Source organism: Klebsiella sp. BIGb0132 (genome assembly GCF_024810075.1).
In the GTDB taxonomy this organism is placed as follows: domain Bacteria; phylum Pseudomonadota; class Gammaproteobacteria; order Enterobacterales; family Enterobacteriaceae; genus Klebsiella; species Klebsiella terrigena.
This window is the reverse complement of sequence record NZ_JANUDW010000006.1, coordinates 13,594-32,877: the sequence shown is the minus strand read 5'-3', so window position 1 is coordinate 32,877 and position 19,284 is coordinate 13,594. Positions and strand designations below refer to the sequence as shown.

Sequence of the window (19,284 nt, the reverse complement as noted above, 5' to 3'; positions counted from 1 at the left end):
CTGTGTCAAAAATTATGTTCAGGCGTGCGATGCTTCGGCCGTCGCCTGGCGCTGTCGGGCATCGGCGGCGGCATCTTCCACCGGGATATCCTCAAAGCCGAGCAGCAGGGTCAGCACAAACGACAGCACCACCGCCAGCGCCATCACGCCGAAGACCCAGACGAGGGTCATCGGATTCGCCGGATCGAAGAACTGGACGCTGGTAAACAGCCCCGGTGCCGCCATTGAGTGGCTGGCAAGCCCGGCGATACCGGCTACCGCGCCGCAGATAAAGCCGCTGATCAGGCTGGCGATCAGCGGGCGTTTAAGCCGTATTGCGACCCCGTACAGCGCCGGCTCGGAGATCCCGGCCAGAATAGCCGAGGCTGCCGCCGCCAGCGCCGTCTGGCGCAGCTCCGGGTTTTTCGTTTTCCACGCCACCGCCAGCGACGAGCCGCCCAGCGACAGGTTGGCGCCGATTTCTGACGGCATCACCATCCCCTCTTTGCCGGTTTCGGCAATGGTCTGAATGATAGTCGGCGTAAAGACGCGGTGCATCCCGGTCATCACCAGCAGCGGCCACAGGGCGCCCATAATCGCCACCGACAGCCAGCCGAGGTAGTGGTGTACGGTGTAAACCAGCGCCGAGATGGCGCTGCCGATCCAGATCCCGAGCGGGCCGATCAGCAGAATGGCCAGCGGCGCGGCGATCAGCACGATCAGCATCGGCTTAAGGAAGTTTTTCGTCACCGCCGGGGTGATCCTGTCGACCCAGCGCTCGATATAAGAGAGGCACCAGGTCATCACCAGCGCCGGGATCACGGTGTAGGTATATTTCACCGCGGTGACCGGAATAAAGGCGAACTCGACGTGCTCGCCCTGAGCGGCTTTGGCCATCAGCTCAATAAAGCTCGGATGCACCAGCACCCCGGCGATGGCAATTGCCAGCGACATATTGGTTTTGAATTTGACCGCCGCGGAGGCGGCGACCATCAGCGGGAGGAAGAAGAAGGCGCCGTCGCCAATCACCGTCAGGATGGTGAGCGTCGGCGCGCCTTTCGGCAGGACGCCGCTCATCTCGAGGATCATCGCCAGTAGCTTGACCATCGATCCGCCGATAATCGCCGGGATCAGCGGCGACATGGTGCCGATCAGCGCATCAAGGATCCCGGCGCCGACCCGCCTGAAGGTCAGCGGCGGCTTGCCCACGGGCTCCGCCGGGCGCATCTCACCCGGCAGCAGGCTCATTACTTCGCGGTAGGCCTGGGAGACGGTGTTGCCGACGATCACCTGGCACTGGTTATCGCTGCGCACGACGCCCAGGACGCCTTTCAGCTCTTTTAGGGTCGCGCTATCCACCCGCTCGTTGTCTTTGACCACGAAACGAAGGCGGGTCATGCAGTGGGTGACGGCGGTGACGTTATCAACGCCGCCAATCGCCGAGACGATCTGCTGTGCCAGGGCTGCATAATTTTTAGACATCGGATTTTATCCTGTTTATCAATGGGGTACTGGCTTTTCACCGCGCCGCAAAGCGGCAGGGCAGCGTGCATAGGTAGGAAACCGGTTCCACAAAATCATGATGAGTTTCACCAGGGCAAACAAGATCTAAAAAAATCATATTTCTGTTTTGTGATTTTGATCGGCTTATGCCGCAGAAAAGAATCTGCCCGGCGCGCGCGTCAAGGCTGTAAAACGGCAGGGCGTGCAGTACACTGCGGGCATCTTTTGCAACAGGAAGAACAACATGGCAACGATGCTGGAGGTCGCTAAGCGCGCAGGGGTGTCGAAGGCGACGGTTTCGCGGGTGCTATCGGGCAACGGCTACGTCAGCCAGGAGACGAAAGATCGCGTGTTCCAGGCCGTTGCCGAAAGCGGCTACCGGCCGAACCTGCTGGCGCGCAACCTGGCTACCAAAAAGAGCCAGACCCTGGGGCTGGTGGTTACCAATACCCTCTATCACGGGGTTTACTTCAGCGAGCTGCTGTTTCAGGTCGCGCGGATGACCGAAGACAAGGGGCGTCAGCTGATCCTCGCCGACGGCAAGCACAGCGCCGACGAGGAGCGGGAGGCGATTCAGTACCTGCTCGACCTGCGCTGCGACGCGATTATTATCTACCCGCGCTTTCTGAGCGTCGATGAAATGGACGCCATCGTTGAGCAGCACGAAAGGCCGATCATGGTGCTTAACCGCCGCCTGCGGCGCAACGCCAGCCACTGCGTCTGGTCCGATCAAAAAGCCTCGGCCCTGGCCGCGGTACGCCAGCTCATCGCCCGCGGCCATCGCGAGATTGCCTTTATCACCGGCTCGCTGGATTCGCCTACCGGCATCGAGCGCCTTGCCGGCTACAAAGAGGCGCTGGCCCAGCACGATATCGCGCTCAACGAAGCGCTGATCGTGAAGGGAAAATGGACGCCGGAAACCGGCGCGGCTGGGGTTGAGACGCTGCGTCAGCGCGGCGTTAGCTACAGCGCGCTGGTGGCGAGCAACGACGATATGGCGATTGGCGCGATGAAGCAGCTGCATCTGCACGGCGTGAAGGTGCCGGAGCAGGTGTCGGTGATTGGCTTCGATGACATCGTGCTGGCGCCCTACATGATCCCGGCGCTGTCCAGCGTCAAAATTCCGGTGACGGAGATGATCAAAGAGAGCATTAACCGGCTGATTTTTATGCTCGACGGCGGCGATTTAAAATTCCAGCAAACCTTCCCCGGCGAGCTGATTGAGCGTGATTCTCTTACCGCTGGCCCCGGCGTCTGAGATCGTCATCTGTCATCGTCACATCTGACGATGACAGAAACCAGCTAATTAATCTCCTTTACTATCAATGCGATAAAAACTGGAACGTATTATGCATACTCCGGCGCGTAACCTTCTTACTGCTGGAGAAATGGATGAACCGTTTCATTATTGCCGACGCGAGCAAATGCATCGGCTGTCGCACCTGCGAAGTCGCCTGCGTGGTCTCTCATCAGGCTAATCAGGACTGCGCCGCGCTGACGCCAAAATCTTTTTTACCGCGTATCCATGTGATCAAGGGCGTCAACGTGTCGACGGCCACCGCCTGTCGTCAGTGTGAAGACGCGCCCTGCGCTAACGTCTGCCCGAACGGGGCCATCAGCCGCGATAAGGGCTTTGTCCACGTGATGCAGGAGCGCTGCATTGGCTGCAAAACCTGCGTCGTGGCCTGCCCGTACGGGGCGATGGAAGTGGTGGTGCGTCCGGTGATCCGCCATAGCGGCGCGGGCCTGAACGTGACGGCGGAAAAAGCCGAAGCCAATAAGTGCGACCTTTGTCATCATCGCGAAGAGGGGCCAGCCTGTATGGACGTCTGCCCGACGCACGCGCTTATCTGCGTTGACCGCAACAAGCTCGAGCAGATGAATATTGAAAAACGTCGTCGTACGGCGCTGGCCTGGTAGGACGATAGCGGCATGAACGGGGTGGAAATCCGCATCCGCGGCAAGGTGCAGGGGGTGGGATTTCGCCCCTTCGTCTGGCAGCTGGCGCAGCGCTTAGGGCGCCTCGGCGACGTGTGCAACGACGGCGACGGCGTGCTGGTGCGCCTGCTGGGCGACGAGGCGGAGTTTATCCCCGCGCTGGCTCGCCACTGTCCGCCGCTGGCGCGAATCGACAGCGCGCGGGCCGCGCCGTTTGTCTGGCAGGCCCTGCCTAAGGCGTTCACCATCCGCCGCAGCGGAGGCGGAACCATGCGCACGCAGATCGTTCCCGATGCCGCCACCTGTCCGGCGTGCCTGGCGGAGATGAACGATCCCGGGGAGCGCCGCTACCGCTATCCGTTTATCAACTGCACCCACTGCGGACCGCGCTTTACCATTATTCGCGCCATGCCCTACGACCGCCCGTTTACCGCGATGGCGCCGTTCCCGCTGTGCCCGTCCTGCGAAGCCGAATACCGCAATCCGGCCGACAGGCGCTTTCATGCCCAGCCGGTGGCCTGCGAGTCGTGCGGGCCGCGGCTTGAGTGGCGCAGCGGGGAGGAGCGCTGCTACGGCGAGGCGGCGCTGCGGGCGGCAGCGGAGCGGATTGCTGCCGGACAGATTGTGGCAATTAAAGGGCTTGGCGGCTTCCATCTCGCCTGCGACGCCGGAAACGCGGGCGCCGTGGCGACCCTGCGCCAGCGCAAGCATCGCCCGGCTAAGCCGCTGGCGGTGATGCTGCCGACGGCGGAGGGATTGCCGGCCGAGGCGCTGGCGCTGCTGTCGTCGCCCGCCGCGCCGGTGGTGCTGGTGAATAAAACGCGGATCGACGGCCTGTGCGACGATATCGCGCCGGGACTGGCGGAGGCGGGCGTCATGCTGGCGTCGAACCCGCTGCAGCACCTGGTGCTGCAGGCGCTGGCGCGCCCGGTGGTGATGACCTCCGGCAATCTCAGCGGGCGCCCTCCGGCGCTGACTAACGAGCGGGCGCTGGCGGATTTAGCCGGGATTGCCGACGGATTTTTGCTGCATAACCGCGATATCGTGCAGCGGATGGATGATTCCGTGGTGCGGCAAAGCGGGGAGATGCTGCGCCGTTCGCGCGGCTATGTGCCGGACGCGCTGCCGCTGCCGCCGGGGTTTCATGACGTCCCGCCGCTGCTGTGCCTCGGCGCGGATATGAAAAATACCTTCTGCCTGGTGCGCGGCGGTGAAGCGGTGCTGAGCCAGCATTTTGGCGACCTCGGCGATGAGGGCGTGGAGGCGCAGTGGCGCGAGGCGCTGCGCCTGATGCAGGAGATTTACGCTTTTACCCCGCAGGGGATCGTGGCCGATGCGCATCCGGGCTACCGTTCGGCGAAGTGGGCGGCGTCGATGCCGCTGCCGACCGAGCGGGTGCTGCACCACCACGCCCACGCCGCCGCCTGCCTGGCGGAGCACGGCTGGCCGCTGGCGGGCGGGGACGTCATCGCCCTGGTGCTGGACGGCATCGGCATGGGGGAAGACGGTGCGCTGTGGGGCGGCGAATGCCTGCGGGTGAATTACCGCCAGTGCGAGCATCTGGCGGGTCTGCCGGCGGTGGCGCTCCCCGGCGGCGATCTGGCGGCGCGTCAGCCGTGGCGCAACCTGCTGGCCCACTGCCTGGCCTTTGTGCCGGAGTGGCAACGCTATCCCGAAACCCAGGCTCTGCTCCGGCAGGCGTGGCCGCTGGTTGCCCGCGCCGTCGAACGGGGAATTAATGCGCCTCAGGCCTCTTCCTGCGGGCGGCTGTTTGATGCCGTGGCCTGCGCGCTGGGCTGCGCGCCGACCACGCTGAGCTACGAAGGGGAAGCGGCCTGCCGGCTGGAGGCGCTGGCGGCGACCTGCGAGGGCGTCGACCATCCGGTTAGCCTGCCGTGGCGCGACGGCCAGCTGGATCTCGCCACCTTCTGGCGCTTGTGGCTAGGCTGGCAGGCGCAGCCGGCACACAAGGCCTGGGCCTTTCACGATGCGCTGGCCCGCGGGCTGGCGGCAATGGTGCGCGACCACGCCGCCAGGCGCGGCATCTCTACGCTGGTGTTTAGCGGCGGGGTGCTGCACAACCGGCTACTGGTTTGCCGATTGACGTTTTATCTGGCGGATTTTACTCTGCTGTTTCCGCATCAGCTGCCTGCCGGTGATGGAGCCATCGCGTTTGGTCAGGCGGCGGTCGCCGCCGCCCGCTGGCAGGCTCACAGGACACCATCATGATAGTGACGATTTTACGCCAGCAGCCGCGCGCCGCAGCGCTGGTGCTGGGGCTTATTGTGGCCAACCTGGTCGCCTGGGTCTGGGCGTGGCAGGCCTTTGGCGACAGCGGCGCGCTGATGGCCGCCAGCCTGCTGGCCTGGGGATACGGCCTGCGTCATGCGGTCGATGCCGATCATATTGCGGCGATTGATAGCGTGACGCGCAAGATGATGCAGCAGGGGCGGCGTCCGTTCGGCGTGGGCGCCTGGTTTTCGCTGGGGCACTCGTCGATAGTGGTGCTGGCCTCCGCCGCCATTGCCGCTACCGCGACGGCGTTCGGCCAGCAGATGAGCTGGTTTCACGATACCGGCAGCGCGATCGGCACCGCCGTTTCGGCGCTGTTTCTGCTGCTGATGGCCTTTATCAATCTGGTTATTCTGCGCAGCGTCTGGCGTAGCTTTCAGGCGTGGAAGCGCGGGGAGAAGGTGAGCGACGAGGTGGCGGCGGGCGGCGGCATGATGAGCTGGCTGTTCGGCAAAACCTTCCGCCTGATTAGCCGCAGCTGGCAGATGTACCTGGTCGGCTTTCTGTTCGGCCTCGGGTTTGATACCGCGACCGAGATTGGCGTGCTGGGGATCTCCGCCGCCAGCGCCTCGAGCGGCATCTCTATCTGGTCGATAATGGTCTTCCCGGCGCTGTTTGCCAGCGGCATGGCGCTGGTGGATACCCTCGATAACGTGCTGATGGTCGGCGCCTACGGCTGGGCGTTCAGCAAGCCGCAGCGCAAGCTCTATTACAATATGACCATTACCGGGACTTCGGTGGTGGTGGCGCTGTTTATCGGCGGCATGGAGGCGCTGGGCCTGCTGATGGATAAGTTTGCGCTCAGCGGCGGGCCGTGGCGCTGGGTGGCGGCGCTGAACGATAATCTTGGCAACGCCGGCTTCGTAGTCATCGGGCTGTTTGTCGCCTGCTGGGTGCTGTCGGTGATTAACTATCGCTGGCGCGGATACGATAATCTGGCGCAGTAGGTCGGGGGATATCGTCCCGGCCGCCTGAGCCGGGATTTTACCTTAAGGGTCAGTCACGGCTTCGCTTCAGGCAATCATAGCGGGGATTCTCCCGCCGGATGACCGGCAGGTCACCGGTATCGTTAAGCGCACCGGGAAACGTCTTGATCCACAAGTCCATTTTCTTCTTGCTGAAATGAGCCGCGCTTAACCCTTCGGCACAGCCGAACAGCTCCCGGCTGTTCTGGGCGGTGATCACAATGCAATCTGGCATCACTCTGATTCTTACCGGCATACCCGACGTAAATCCGGCCTGCGAAAGCCAGTCACCCTGGAGCGGGATATAGTCATGCCGCATACGGTCATAAAACTCCGTGCGGTCAAGCGGTAGCGGTGACTCCGTTGTGGATTTATTCTGCAAGTGCTTAACGGATTTTTTACGTTCCAGCTCGCAATTTTTACCACTCGTTTCTGATTCATCAGAATCTATTTTGGCAATAGCACTTTCTGGCTTAAAATTCTGCTCAGCCATATTCAACTCCCTTTTAGTTGTCTGTGGTTAGCGGTGTGGAAGTGCTGGTTACACTTTCATACCGCGCTCTTTAAAAATCTTCCTGCTTATTCCATCCTTCCGTTATGACTGGTGAGGGTTTTATCTGGGTTTATTTATTATACTGCACTGAATAAAAACACAGTATATATATCATGGACAACATTGAGTAATGCGAAGGGGATTCAGGAAAGAATATAAAATCATGCAACGTTGCATTATTAATAAGAGTACACGGGGATTTTGTCATGGGTAGCGGCATTGAGGGTATCTATCCAATGCCTTTCGCAAGAACGGCGGACTGTGGAATACCTCATTCCGTCACCTGGACACTGGGGCGAGTCAGATGTTACAGGCAACAAGGTGAACGGTAAGGTGAAAGGGCTGGTATGAGCGAGGGGCGGAAGTTCGTAATTATTATCAGTGCAGCACATTACTAATACTATCTTGTATCAATCAATATGAATCTCTACGAATAATCTAGATATTTCTGAACCGTTGATGATATTGCTTTTCATATTCGGTAGCTGGCATCCGATCACTCGAACCAAGCCAACACTTACTGTTATAAAATATTTCGATATAATCAAAAATATCACTACGAACATCTTCGCGTTTCGTAGATCTTTTCTTAATCCATTCTCGCTTCAGTAACTGAAAAAAAACTCTCTGCAACTGCGTTGCCGTGACAGTTACCACGATGGCTCATACTGCCTTCCAGTCAGTGTGATTTCAGGAACTATTGCCACTCACGGCTTGTGTACTGGATTTCTTGTTCAGAATGAACAAACACCTGTTTTTGAGGATTCTGTCTCCACACGGCCATCATAGGCGCATTCAGGACAGCAACTTTTGTGACCCAGGGTTACATTGGCTAGCCACTTTGCGTGAGAACAGGTCATCAACCAAGGCCAGATACAGCCAGCCTTCGTGATTTCGGATGCAAGTTATGTCCATCACTCCATCTATTTTTACACTGAAAGCACTGAGGTGAGAAGGGATTTTTTATGCTTGATTTAATTATAAAATTGCAGGAAAGTGACCTTGTATCAGCAGATGATGAGTGGGTAAAAAATGTGGGAAGATAAGTATATTTGTCATAAATGCGTGAATGATAAATATGTCATGCAGCATATAAGACAAACCGGTAATAACGATCGGATTTGCTCTTACTGCAAACGGAAACGTAAAAATATCCACCTCGAATATATCCTCAGGATGATGAACGAGGTTTTTGAATACTACTATGATATGTATGAGGATATCTATGATTCCGGGCGTGGTGATAGCGCGCAGGATGTCATCTGCGGAGAACTAGGCGTCGAATGGGACGTAGCTGAAGATATTTATCAATTTCTTTGTGATGAATATAACCCGCATAACGATTATGACTACATCCGGTATGATGATGGGTTTGTTTATCGGCATATAAATCACTCTAGCGGAGAGCTTGCGCATACCTGGAGTAAAGCCACTGACTCCCTTATGAAAGAAACGCGATATTTTAACCGTGAAGTTAATGATTTCCTGGATTCACTTTTCAGTGATATCGATAAACTAAAAAACAGAGACAGTAATTCACCGATAAAAACTCTGACTGATGAGGTTCATCTTTTTCGTGCAAGGGTCTTTGAGGACCAAGAGGAAGTAAAGCAAGCCTTGGAGCAGCCCGAGAAAAATTTTGGACCTCCCCCAACAACTTTGGCGCGGTCGGGCCGTATGAACGCACAAGGGATTTCAGTATTTTACGGTGCAACCTCAGTGAATTTGGCAATTGCTGAAGTAAGGCCGCCCGTCGGCAGTATTGTAGTAACAGCCTCTTTTGTACCGTTACGCGAGCTAAAAGTGCTGGACATTTCTGCCCTTGACTCGCTTAGTTTCGGCTCAGGTAGTAAATTTGATCCTCAGACTCGCAAAACCAGTGAGCGCGCGATCTTTTTCAGTACGCTGTCCCGTAAGCTGACGCTTCCTACTTTTGGAAAAAGGCAGGACAGTGATTACCTCATCACCCAAGTGGTTGCCGATTACCTAGGTGACCGAAATAAATTTAAGCTTGATGGGGTCAGCTTTAAATCTACCCAGGTAGATGCCAATGGTGAGGATGCTGAAACAGGATATAATGTCGTTCTGTTCAATAAGTCTTCCGGCGTCAGGCATGCCGCAGATAAATCTCGCCGATATAATGTTGAGATGTATGAACACATCGAAGATGACCAGTATGCTTTTGTTCCGGAAATTAAATTGATAGTTGAGGAACAAATGAAACCGAGATATATGGGCTCATTTTCATCCTCGCATGACACAAATGATGCACTACTGATGAAAACCAACAGTATGACTTATCATAAAATTACTGGTGTAAAATACAGAACAAGTGAGACGGAGATTCATCAGGGAGATAGTGTTAAAAAACAAGAGCCACCTCAGAAATTCGATGACCTGATGGACTTCTGATCATCCGTTACATCAGGGTAAACCATTATAAAGATGATGTGAGGACAGTTAAGGGAGGAACTCACCCTGTGTCGCCGGTATAGCGTTACTGGCGTCCCTTGATACCAAGCGGACAGATTGGTGAACAGACACGTCTGTTTTGAGCGATGAGCGGAAGTTGGTAATTATTCTAACCACTACATTACTAAAATTGCGGTGTATTAATCTACGGGGAGCAAGTCAGACCCTGTGGATAGTCACCTTTGCTCAGGTTCAAATATACTCTTAGTCAACAAAAATGCAATACGATTAGCAATGCTCAATTGCTGGCACTAAACGGAATGCAAAGCATCAGGCTTGTATGAGCAATGCGATATATTTTAATATTCTGGCGCAGTTGCTGAACATTATGTTAACAATCTTACAAAAAAACATACTGACATTCACAAATGTCAGCATCATAATTAACCATGACATAAACGCAATTAAACTATAGAAATAAATATAAAATTCAATTACTCTATATGACATTCAATTAGGCATGTCAACAAATTGATTTAAGGTTGCTTATATTATGAAAGTTTCGGGGTGTATATGAGTAAAGGTAAATTAGAGCGCAGTTTATATCCCAGTGTGGTATGTCATTTCACGAGGCGCTCTAATGTGTTAATTAACATATTAGAGGGTATGTTTTTTAAAGTTTCATATGCGAAAGAAGAAATAATAGGGACGGATGCAAGTAGAACATTTGGTATTCCAATGGTTTCATTTTGTGATATCCGTCTTTCTCAGTTGAATGAGCATATAACCAAGTATGGGAAATATGGCATAGCGCTTAATAAAAAATGGGCAATTAGTAAAGGATTAAATCCTGTCAGTTACATCAGCAAAGACTGTTCAATGTTTGATCGTTTAGATACAAGATTACGTGAATTAAGAGACTTAATGAAGCATCTTAAATCAGAGGGTTCTCTTGAAGAATATAAGATGGCTTTAGAACAATACAATGACTTTATTAATACAATGAGATATATGAAAAATTATGAGGGTGATTTAGTTAGAACTAAAAAACCATTGATTGAAAATTATCGCTTTGCGAATGAACATGAATGGCGTTATATCCCTGACATAGACTCAGATATTATCCCAATAAGAAAGGTTATACCAAATACCGACTGGAAAACTGAGGCTAATAATTCAATAAGTAAAGAGGGGATCTCTCAATTGAATTTTTCACTGGATGATGTGAAATACATATTCATTAAAGATGAAATTATGAGTCGTAAAATAGTAAAAAAATTACAGTCTATTTTTGATGAAAATGAATTTGCCTTGATCATGCCGAAATTACTAATAACAACACATGTATTTGATGATTTTTAAATTGCGCATCATTTTGGATAATGTTTTTAAATTTTCATCTGCAAATATTGTTGTTTTTTTTGATTTAATATTAGTCCGCTTTTGGCAAAGCGGACAAGCTAGCTTGGTTGAAGGTTCGCTGTGAGCGATAAGAGGACATTTTCCTCCAGTCTGGTACATATATAAAATTACATGGTGCGGTTTTCACTGATACTTACAGTGTTAACTTGGTAATAAAGATTGCCACCACTTATTCAAAATGGAATGGGTTATAAAGTTGAATGTGTTTAAATTAATTGGCTCATCTTCATTCAACCATGTTCCACCTAAGGTTGAACATGCTCTCGCTCGCTCAGCAGTATACCCATCCCATACTTCAGGATGGGAGCACATCGGCTCAGGAAATGGTTGTCCTCTATGTAATGCCTTAGAACGGTAGCAATATATTTTTTTAAAAGTTGCTGATAACGATTCTTTTTCCCAATCAATTCTTCCTGCTTTTGGCCTCACATTAGGTTCATCTGGAAGGAAATAGAGGCAAAAATCCACAAACTTCTTTGTCGCTCCAAATGAATTTTTAAACTCATTAGCAATAATAGGGATTAAATGTCTAAATTCATTGGTATCCAATTTTTCATATAATTCAGGCTTGGCATGTTTAAATCTTTCTTCTTTAGACGCAGTGGATTTTGCCCATTGACTGGCCGCACATTCTAGGGCTGACACCATCAATAGCCAACTCATATTTGGAGATGACTCGCAGATCCATAATGCATTTTGATAGCTTCTGGCCGCTCTAATTCAATGGTTGAAATTCTTTTCACTTAAGAGATGTAAATTGTTAAGTACTTTAAGGCTAGTTATATCAATTTATTTGAGATCATTAGGTACTATGGGTTTGTTATATTTAAAGAACTCTCCGCTTGAATCCTTCCGAAATCACCTGTGTAGTAATCATAGTGACGAGTAATTGACCCAGCATGAAAACGGACACCAAGTAATAAACTTGAAAGCGCAGCTATTTCATCATTATACCACCCACCATGATAATCCTTTGTATGACTTTCAGAACTAGAAAAAATCATATTGTTTAAGTCACTATACCACTTTGTGCGCACTGTAATTGAAGATGCAACAGTGGATTGTTTGGTTATCCTGGGTAACATATTCAGAAAACAGTAAACTGAATCATCATCAACCGCCCCAATTGGTTGACTATCGGAATAGAGAGAAAACTCAGTAATAGACCGTAAGCCACTTCCTTGATGTGCCAACTTTAAGTTTTTTTAAGATAATAGACTTGCATACATATGATTACTGGGCATTTTCACTAGATAAAATGTTAGTAGATAATAGGAGAGAATCTAAGGGATTGTGTTTATAAACGCAAACAGTTGAGGAACTCATTCCCCCAAAAGTGAGCGGCTCACCACAGATTTGTGCAGATAGATGGCAACAATGTCCGTTCCTGGCACTCATGGCGCTCACCAAGGCCCAACTGGACAGTAAAATGTGTCTGTCCAGCTGTACCTGCCTGTGTCATCTATCTCAGCAATACCTGAATCAGCTGAACGACGATATACACCGTCGCTGCCGCTTGTATTGCCCGGAACCCCCATCTGAGATAGCGCCATTGATGGCGTTCCCTGGCATCAGCGGCTTCAATAGCGGGGTCAGCGGTTTTTCTTTTCCTGGTCCGGAATTCATCGATTACCCACAGAATGAGAATAACGATAATGAGGGTTTTCTGAAGAATGGGATTATCCACAAAGAGTGACTCCGGCCTGCTCGTTGATAAAGGCAGAATAGATGAACCTCCTTCACGTAACCACCACTAAATGTAGGGGTAAAACTAATTCTCGTCCTGAAGGATTTTGCGGTGATTCTGTCCGTGGCAGGCCTGGCCTCCAGGCGAGTGTAGGTCTGCAGGGCACTCTTCACCTTCCACACACGTCTTTTGGCGTTAGCCCATTCACTTTGCGAAACCAGGGAGCAATGGACGCAATTGGTTGAGCATTTTTACCAGATAAACATTTCTCATAATAAGCTGGCCTGGCTAAAGGCGCTCTGACAAAAAGCCGATAGCCCGAAGGGAAGCAGGGGCGCAGATAGCATCCTGGCCGTATACGATGGTGATGGTGTTGAAAGAGGGGCCGGATATACGAACGCAATATACCCCCGTTACACAACTCAAGAGAGGGTTGTATAACGGGGGTATCCATACACGGGCAAGGCGCTGACATCCGACCCGGGAAAGCGCTTAGCTCACCAGCTGCTTGAGCAGCGCGAAGGCCTCTTTCATCCGGTCTTCGCTGACCACAAAGGCGCGCAGCTGGTTTTCCGCATCCACGCCTTTAGCCACCAGGCCGTCGTTGGCGGCCACGATATTCCACGTCAGGTCTTCGCGCCGCGTATCTCCGGCCAGATGCAGCGGCAGATCCGGGGTTTTTACCTTCACCAGCATCGGCGGCAGCTTCAGCTCGCCCGGCTGCTCCAGCAGATTTTTGCTCAGGCACATGGCGCTGAGCAAAATAGGCTGCAGGAACGGCAGCACCATGCCGTTAATTTCGGCGCAGTCGCCGAGGGCAAAAATTGCCGGATGGCTGCTGCGCAGGCGGCTATCGACCACCACGCCGCGGTTAATCTCAAGGCCTGCCCGACGCGCCAGGGCGGTTTCCGGACGCAGGCCGGCGGCGGCAACCACCGCGTCCACGGTCACGTTGCGCTGACGATCGACGGTTACGCGGATGCCGTCAGCGGTTTGCTCCAGCCCTTCGAGCTGGGTTTTCAGCATCAGGTGCACGCCCATGTCGGTTAACCGATGCTGCAGGCGGCTGCTGGCCTCCGGCGGCATCAGCGCTGACAGCACGCTGGCGGAGTTATCGACCACCGTCACCGCTTTGCCGGCGCGGCAGAAATCCATCGCCAGCTCGCAGCCGATCAGCCCGCCGCCGACGATCAGCACGCGCCGCGCGTCGTGGAGCCGGGTTTGGGCGGCGCCGTACTCCCGCTGGCTGTTGAGGGTGAGCATCAGCTCGCGGCCCGGCACCGGCGGAATAAAGGGCGCGGCGCCGGTCGCCAGCACCAGCTTGTCGTAGCGCCACTCGCGATCCTGACTTTTGACCACTTTGCTCTCGGCGTCGATGTCGCTCACCCAGGTATGCGGGAACAGGCGCAGATTATACTGTTCGGCAAACTCGCCGGCGGTTTGCAGGGTCAGATCGTCGGCGCTCTGACCGCGGCTGATGACGTGGCTGAGATCCGGTTTGTTGTACTCATCCATGCTGTCGGCGGCAATCAGCGTCAGCGGGATCTGCGGGTCCTGCTTACGAATATTTTTTACCAGCTGGCGGGCCGCGAAGCCCGAGCCGATGATGACGATGCCATCACTCATTTTGCCTCCGTTGCCAGAACGTCAAAGACATCTTTGCCGAGAGAGCACTCAGGGCACAGGAAGTTATCCGGCACGTCGCTCCACGGGGTGCCGGGCTGGACGTCCTGGTTCGGTTCGCCTTTCGCCGGATCGTAGATCCACTGGCACACGCTGCACTGCATTGACGGGCCGAGGTCGGCCGCCGCTGCGGCGGCGCAGGCGCAGTCGCTCTGTTCAGCCGACGCTTTTTTATCAGCGCTGGCCGGCAGCGGGGAGAGGGCCCACTGGCGAGCGATTTCGCGGCCGTGCTCGCGGCAAATTTCCAGCGCATCCAGGTCCGGGCGCCATTTCGCCTTCAGGCTCAGGGACATTTCAAAGCCGGCATCCTGCAGGCGGGTAGAGAGGCGGTCAACCGCGCCGCCACTCCAGCCGTGGGAGCCAAAGGCGCTGGCGCGCTTGTTGCGAAAACGCAGGCCGGTCATCTCCTCCACCAGGCCGGCGATTTTCGGCATCATGACGTTGTTCATGGTCGAGGTGCCCACCAGCACGCCTTTTGAGCGGAAGACGTTGGTGAGAATTTCGTTTTTGTCGCTGCGGGCGACGTTAAAGATTTTCACCGCCACGCGCGGGTCGATGTCGGTGATGCCCTGGGCGATAGCGTCGGCCATCATGCGGGTGTTGTTGGACATGGTGTCGTAGAAAATGGTGATGCGGTCTTCCTGATAATCCGCCGCCCATTTCAGATACATTTCGACGATTTGCGTCGGGTTGTCGCGCCATACCACGCCGTGGGAGGTGGCGATCATATCCACCGGCAGGTTGAACCCGAGGATTTCGGTAATTTTCGGCGTCACCAGGCGGCTGAACGGCGTCAGGATGTTGGCGTAGTAGCGCTGGCACTGCTCGAACAGCTCGGTCTGATCCACTTCATCGTTGAACAGGTGCTCGTCGCAGTAGTGCTGGCCGAAGGCGTCGTTGCTGAACAGCACCGCGTCGCCGGTCATGTAGGTCATCATGCTGTCCGGCCAGTGCAGCATCGGGGTTTCCACGAAGATCAGCTGCTTACCGTTGCCGAGGTCGAGGCTGTCGCCGGTTTTCACCACCTTAAAGTTCCACTCCGGGTGATGGTGGTGACCGGTGATGGAGTCGATGGCGTTGGCGGTGCAGTAAATCGGGGTGTCCGGGATCGAGTTCATCAGCTCGGTCAGCGCTCCGGCGTGGTCCTCTTCCGCATGGTTAATTACGATGTAGTCGATATCGGCGAGGTCGATTTCGCTGCGCAGGTTCTGCACGAACTCGCGGCTGAATTTATGATCCACGGTATCGATCAGGACGTTCTTTTCTTCGCGGATGAGATAGCTGTTGTAGCTGCTGCCGCGCAGCGTTTTATATTCGGTTCCGTGGAAATCGCGCACTTCCCAGTCGCGTTGGCCAACCCAATGAATGTTATTTTTAACCAGAATAGACATAACAACCTCAATTAATTCAGCGTTTTCAAAATAAGATGTTTTGCTTATATCAAGTTGCGTGCCAACTTTTTAATTTGTTGATTTTTATTGATTTATTATTTTTTGCTAAAAACATTGATGTCAAAGTGACAATGGTTAAAATAGTCGTTATGACTATTTTGGTTGTCAAAATGACAGTGAGGCAGCGATGAGCTTTTCCGTAGAGGCGCTGGCGAAAATCGCCATTGATTTGCAAAGCGATATCGGCCACGCCGACCGTTTCCCACGCCTGATTGCCACCCTGCGGCAGATCCTCGGCTGCGATGCCTCGGCGCTGCTGCGCTATGAGGCGCACCAGTTTGTGCCGCTGGCGATCGACGGCCTCGCCCAGGACGTGCTGGGGCGGCGCTTTTCCCTCGAAGGGCATCCGCGCCTGGAGGCGATCGCCCGCGCCGGCGACGTGGTGCGCTTCCCGGCAGATAGCGACCTGCCGGACCCGTATGACGGGCTGATCCCCGGCCAGGAAAGCCTCAAGGTTCACGCCTGCGTAGGGCTGCCGCTGTTTGCCGGGCAGACGCTGATCGGCGCGCTGACCCTCGACGGCATGGACGCCGACCGCTTTGACAGCTTCAGCGATGAGGAGCTGCGGCTGATTGCCGCGCTGGTGGCGGGGGCGCTCAACAATGCGCTGCTGATCGCCCGCCTGGAGAACCAGAACGTGCTGCCGGAGCCGAGCGCGAGCTATCCGGCCGCCGACCGCCAGGAGATTATTGGCCTTTCGGCGCCGATGCTGCAGCTGAAAAAGGAGATTGATATCGTCGCGGCATCGGATCTCAACGTGCTGATAGACGGTGAAACCGGCACCGGCAAGGAGCTGGTGGCGAAAGCCGTGCATCAGGGCTCGCCGCGCGCCGCCAATCCGCTGGTCTACCTCAACTGCGCGGCGCTGCCGGAAAGCGTTGCCGAGAGCGAGCTGTTCGGCCACGTCAAAGGGGCCTTTACCGGGGCTATCAGCAACCGCAGCGGCAAGTTTGAAATGGCCGATAACGGCACGCTGTTCCTCGATGAGATTGGCGAGCTGTCGCTGGCGCTGCAGGCGAAGCTGCTGCGCGTGCTGCAGTATGGCGATATTCAGCGCGTCGGGGACGATCGCAGCCTGCGGGTGGACGTGCGGGTGCTGGCGGCCACCAACCGCGACCTGCGCCAGGAGGTGGTCGAAGGGCGCTTTCGCGCCGATCTCTATCACCGGCTGAGCGTCTTTCCGCTGTCGGTGCCGGCGCTGCGCGAGCGGGACCAGGACATGGTGCTGCTGGCTGGCTATTTCTGCGAGCAGTGTCGCCTGCGGATGGGGCTGGGGCAGGTGGTGTTAAGCAGCGCCGCGCGGGCAAGGCTGAGCGCCTGGCCGTGGCCGGGCAACGTCCGCGAGCTGGAGCATGCGATTCATCGCGCGGTGGTGCTGGCGCGGGCGACCCAGGCGGGTGATGACATCGTGCTGGAGCCGCAGCACTTTCAGTTTGCCGGCGAAGCGCCAAACCTGCCGAGCGCCGCGCCGCTGGCGCCGACGCAGGCGATAAACCTGCGCGAGGCGACGGAGGCCTTCCAGCGCGAGGCGATTGCCCGGGCGCTGGCGGAGAATAACCGCAGCTGGGCGGCGGCGGCCCGGGCGCTGGCAATGGACGTCGCCAACCTGCATCGGCTGGCGAAGCGTCTGGGGCTTAAAGAATCCCGGCCTGATAAAAGTTCTGCAGGTTAATCGCGCCGACCAGCTGGCCGCGCTCATCCACTACCGGAGCAGCGCTGATCTTGTGCTTCATCAGGCGCTCTTTGGCGTCAACCGCGCGGCTTTGATCCTGCAGCGTCACGCCGTTGCGGGTCATCGCGCGGCTGACGGTATCCTCAAGGGTGCCGCCGCCCACCAGCCAGCGGCGCAGGTCGCCGTCGGTGAATACGCCCTCGACGCGGTTTTGCGCATCGCATACCGCCACCAGCCCCAGCCCGGTGCGGCTGAGTTCAAGCATGGCGCTCATTACGCTGGCGGTGACGTCAACGCGCGGCACGTCTTCGTCGCGACGCATCAGATGATGCACTTTATTCAGCAGCCGCGCGCCGAGCGCGCCGGCCGGATGCGAGCGGGCAAAATCTTCTTCATTGAAGCCGCGGGCCTGCATTACCGCCATCGCCAGGGCGTCGCCGAGCATCAGGGTGTTGACGGTGCTGGAGGTCGGGGCGAGGTGCATCGGGCAGGCCTCGCGCTCTACGGCAATGTCCAGCACCGCCCTGGCCGCCAGCGCCAGCGGGGATTTCGATTTGCCGGTCATCGCCAGCAGAGGAATCGATTTTTCTTCCAGCCGGGGCACGATCAGGTCGAGCTCCTTCGCCCCGCCGGAGTAGGAGATAAAGAGCATCACGTCGCGGCCGTCGAGCATTCCCAGATCGCCGTGTAGCGCTTCCGCCGGGTGGACAAAAAACGCCGGCGTGCCGGTGCTGGCAAAGGTCGCCGCCAGCTTTTTGCCGATATGGCCCGATTTGCCGATACCGGAGACAATCAGTTTGCCTTCGCAGTGGATGATGGTTTCCGCCGCGCGGATGAAGTCGTCGCCCAGGCGTTCAGGCAGGCGGCTCGCCTCCTGGAGCTCCAGCTGCAGGGTCTGGCGTCCGGCTTCTAACAGAAAGTTACTCATGATCTTCTCCAGTTATAATCACTTTGATGCCTTTTTCTTCCAGCGCCCGCTGGAAGGTCGGGTCGATACCGGCATCGGTAATCAGCATATCCACGCTTTCAAGGCCGCAGACGATGTTTGGGCTTTTGCGGCCAAACTTCGATGAGTCGGCCATCAGGATCACCTCCCTGGCGGCGTTGCACATCGCTTTACTGACGGTATACACCTCGTTGAAGGTGGTGACCCCGGCGTTCAGATCGATGCCGTCGGTCCCCATAAACAGCTTGTCGAAGCTGAACTGCTCGAAGGCATTCTCCGCCAGCTGCCCGTGAAAGGAGGCTGATTTTTTGCGAAAGGTGCCGCCGGGCATCAGGATCGTTTGTTCGTTATCAAGCTCAGAGAGGGCGTTGACGATATGCAGGCTGTTGGTCATGACGGTGATGTTATTGAAGCGGCTGAGCAGGGGGACCATCTGCAGCACCGTACTGCCGGCATCGAGGATAATCGAGTCGCCGTCGTGAATAAAACGCACGGCGGCTTCGGCGATACGCGCCTTCCTGGCGGTATTGATCAGCGTTTTATGATCGATAGGCGGGTCGCTTTCGTCTTTATTCAACACCACTCCGCCGTAGGTGCGAATGACGGTGCCGGCGTGTTCGAGGGTCACCAGATCCTTGCGGATCGTCGTGCCGGTGGTAGCGAAGTGTTGCGCCAGCTCCTCGACCGAGCACTTACCCTGCGACTGCAGATGCTCAAGAATAGCTGCCTGTCGCTGACGTGGTTTCATAGCGGTTACATCCTGCGTTTAAAGTTTCGATGT

At 55.2% G+C, this 19,284-nt stretch carries 15 protein-coding genes and 1 pseudogene; 7 read left to right on the top strand and 9 right to left on the bottom strand.

What is annotated here, in order from left to right:
• Positions 1-18 precede the first annotated feature (18 nt).
• Positions 19-1,461 (bottom strand): PTS cellobiose/arbutin/salicin transporter subunit IIBC, encoded by a 1,443-nt coding sequence (ascF, locus tag M2416_RS16835; protein ID WP_259225912.1) that lies wholly within the window; start codon positions 1,459-1,461, stop codon positions 19-21.
• Positions 1,462-1,726: 265 nt separating this feature from the next.
• Here ascF and M2416_RS16830 point away from each other — a divergent pair, with 265 nt between their 5' ends.
• The 4 genes from M2416_RS16830 to M2416_RS16815 all read left to right on the top strand — a co-directional run bounded on the left by M2416_RS16830 (position 1,727) and on the right by M2416_RS16815 (position 6,659).
• Entirely contained in the window at positions 1,727-2,740 is a 1,014-nt protein-coding gene (locus M2416_RS16830; RefSeq protein WP_259225899.1) for a LacI family DNA-binding transcriptional regulator, read from the top strand.
• A 134-nt stretch (positions 2,741-2,874) separates the two neighbouring features.
• Complete coding sequence (gene hydN, locus M2416_RS16825) at positions 2,875-3,402, top strand: electron transport protein HydN (RefSeq protein ID WP_076946043.1); 528 nt, start codon at positions 2,875-2,877, stop codon at positions 3,400-3,402.
• A gap of 12 nt (positions 3,403-3,414) precedes the next feature.
• Positions 3,415-5,649 carry a carbamoyltransferase HypF gene (hypF, locus tag M2416_RS16820; protein WP_259225896.1) on the top strand — a complete coding sequence of 745 codons (2,235 nt, stop codon included), beginning with the start codon at positions 3,415-3,417 and terminating at the stop codon, positions 5,647-5,649.
• A complete protein-coding gene (locus M2416_RS16815) occupies positions 5,646-6,659 on the top strand; it encodes a HoxN/HupN/NixA family nickel/cobalt transporter (RefSeq protein ID WP_041146886.1) in 1,014 nt (337 codons plus the stop codon). Before hypF ends, M2416_RS16815 begins: the two co-directional genes overlap by 4 nt.
• A gap of 49 nt (positions 6,660-6,708) precedes the next feature.
• On the opposite strand, the gene M2416_RS16810 is transcribed toward M2416_RS16815, so the two are convergent.
• Positions 6,709-7,170 carry a SymE family type I addiction module toxin gene (locus M2416_RS16810; RefSeq protein ID WP_167691247.1) on the bottom strand — a complete coding sequence of 154 codons (462 nt, stop codon included), beginning with the start codon at positions 7,168-7,170 and terminating at the stop codon, positions 6,709-6,711.
• A 498-nt stretch (positions 7,171-7,668) separates the two neighbouring features.
• Positions 7,669-8,148 (bottom strand): annotated as a pseudogene (locus M2416_RS16805) (transposase); the annotation flags it as partial.
• Between the two features lie 114 nt (positions 8,149-8,262).
• Between M2416_RS16805 and M2416_RS16800 the strand changes: the two are divergent.
• Positions 8,263-9,642, top strand: a complete 1,380-nt coding sequence (locus M2416_RS16800) for an RES family NAD+ phosphorylase (protein ID WP_259225888.1) — start codon at positions 8,263-8,265, stop codon at positions 9,640-9,642.
• A 642-nt stretch (positions 9,643-10,284) separates the two neighbouring features.
• Positions 10,285-11,004, top strand: a complete 720-nt coding sequence (locus M2416_RS16795) for an abortive infection system antitoxin AbiGi family protein (protein ID WP_259225886.1) — start codon at positions 10,285-10,287, stop codon at positions 11,002-11,004.
• A gap of 201 nt (positions 11,005-11,205) precedes the next feature.
• On the opposite strand, the gene M2416_RS16790 is transcribed toward M2416_RS16795, so the two are convergent.
• The 4 genes from M2416_RS16790 to norV all read right to left on the bottom strand — a co-directional run bounded on the left by M2416_RS16790 (position 11,206) and on the right by norV (position 15,825).
• On the bottom strand, positions 11,206-11,727 hold the full coding sequence (locus M2416_RS16790; RefSeq protein WP_259225879.1) for a hypothetical protein: 522 nt from the start codon (positions 11,725-11,727) through the stop codon (positions 11,206-11,208).
• Between the two features lie 799 nt (positions 11,728-12,526).
• Positions 12,527-12,751 carry a hypothetical protein gene (locus M2416_RS16785; protein WP_076946049.1) on the bottom strand — a complete coding sequence of 75 codons (225 nt, stop codon included), beginning with the start codon at positions 12,749-12,751 and terminating at the stop codon, positions 12,527-12,529.
• Positions 12,752-13,243: 492 nt separating this feature from the next.
• Positions 13,244-14,377: an NADH:flavorubredoxin reductase NorW gene (gene norW / locus M2416_RS16780; protein ID WP_259225877.1), complete on the bottom strand. Its 1,134-nt coding sequence runs from the start codon at positions 14,375-14,377 to the stop codon at positions 13,244-13,246.
• Positions 14,374-15,825 carry an anaerobic nitric oxide reductase flavorubredoxin gene (norV, locus tag M2416_RS16775; RefSeq protein WP_259225875.1) on the bottom strand — a complete coding sequence of 484 codons (1,452 nt, stop codon included), beginning with the start codon at positions 15,823-15,825 and terminating at the stop codon, positions 14,374-14,376. The genes norW and norV overlap by 4 nt, the downstream gene beginning before the upstream one ends.
• Before the next feature lie 187 nt (positions 15,826-16,012).
• On the opposite strand from norV, the gene norR reads away from it, so the two are divergent.
• On the top strand, positions 16,013-17,557 hold the full coding sequence (gene norR / locus M2416_RS16770) for a nitric oxide reductase transcriptional regulator NorR (protein ID WP_259225865.1): 1,545 nt from the start codon (positions 16,013-16,015) through the stop codon (positions 17,555-17,557).
• Here the strand turns inward: norR and gutQ are convergent.
• Together gutQ and srlR are read right to left on the bottom strand one after the other, a co-directional pair.
• Entirely contained in the window at positions 17,520-18,485 is a 966-nt protein-coding gene (gene gutQ / locus M2416_RS16765) for an arabinose-5-phosphate isomerase GutQ (protein ID WP_041146878.1), read from the bottom strand. The two genes, norR and gutQ, sit on opposite strands and share 38 nt — an antisense overlap.
• Positions 18,478-19,251 carry a glucitol operon DNA-binding transcriptional repressor SrlR gene (srlR, locus tag M2416_RS16760; protein WP_259225859.1) on the bottom strand — a complete coding sequence of 258 codons (774 nt, stop codon included), beginning with the start codon at positions 19,249-19,251 and terminating at the stop codon, positions 18,478-18,480. Before srlR ends, gutQ begins: the two co-directional genes overlap by 8 nt.
• Positions 19,252-19,284 lie beyond the last annotated feature (33 nt).

What these genes read in the sequence shown, in the direction of transcription:
- gutQ (WP_041146878.1), bottom strand. Translation starts at nt 18,485, where the DNA reads ATGAGTAACTTTCTGTTAGAAGCCGGACGCCAGACCCTGCAGCTGGAG.
- hypF (WP_259225896.1), top strand. Translation starts at nt 3,415, where the DNA reads ATGAACGGGGTGGAAATCCGCATCCGCGGCAAGGTGCAGGGGGTGGGA.
- norV (WP_259225875.1), bottom strand. Translation starts at nt 15,825, where the DNA reads ATGTCTATTCTGGTTAAAAATAACATTCATTGGGTTGGCCAACGCGAC.
- M2416_RS16830 (WP_259225899.1), top strand. Translation starts at nt 1,727, where the DNA reads ATGGCAACGATGCTGGAGGTCGCTAAGCGCGCAGGGGTGTCGAAGGCG.
- norW (WP_259225877.1), bottom strand. Translation starts at nt 14,377, where the DNA reads ATGAGTGATGGCATCGTCATCATCGGCTCGGGCTTCGCGGCCCGCCAG.
- srlR (WP_259225859.1), bottom strand. Translation starts at nt 19,251, where the DNA reads ATGAAACCACGTCAGCGACAGGCAGCTATTCTTGAGCATCTGCAGTCG.
- norR (WP_259225865.1), top strand. Translation starts at nt 16,013, where the DNA reads ATGAGCTTTTCCGTAGAGGCGCTGGCGAAAATCGCCATTGATTTGCAA.
- M2416_RS16800 (WP_259225888.1), top strand. Translation starts at nt 8,263, where the DNA reads ATGTGGGAAGATAAGTATATTTGTCATAAATGCGTGAATGATAAATAT.
- M2416_RS16810 (WP_167691247.1), bottom strand. Translation starts at nt 7,170, where the DNA reads ATGGCTGAGCAGAATTTTAAGCCAGAAAGTGCTATTGCCAAAATAGAT.
- hydN (WP_076946043.1), top strand. Translation starts at nt 2,875, where the DNA reads ATGAACCGTTTCATTATTGCCGACGCGAGCAAATGCATCGGCTGTCGC.
- ascF (WP_259225912.1), bottom strand. Translation starts at nt 1,461, where the DNA reads ATGTCTAAAAATTATGCAGCCCTGGCACAGCAGATCGTCTCGGCGATT.
- M2416_RS16815 (WP_041146886.1), top strand. Translation starts at nt 5,646, where the DNA reads ATGATAGTGACGATTTTACGCCAGCAGCCGCGCGCCGCAGCGCTGGTG.
- M2416_RS16790 (WP_259225879.1), bottom strand. Translation starts at nt 11,727, where the DNA reads ATGAGTTGGCTATTGATGGTGTCAGCCCTAGAATGTGCGGCCAGTCAA.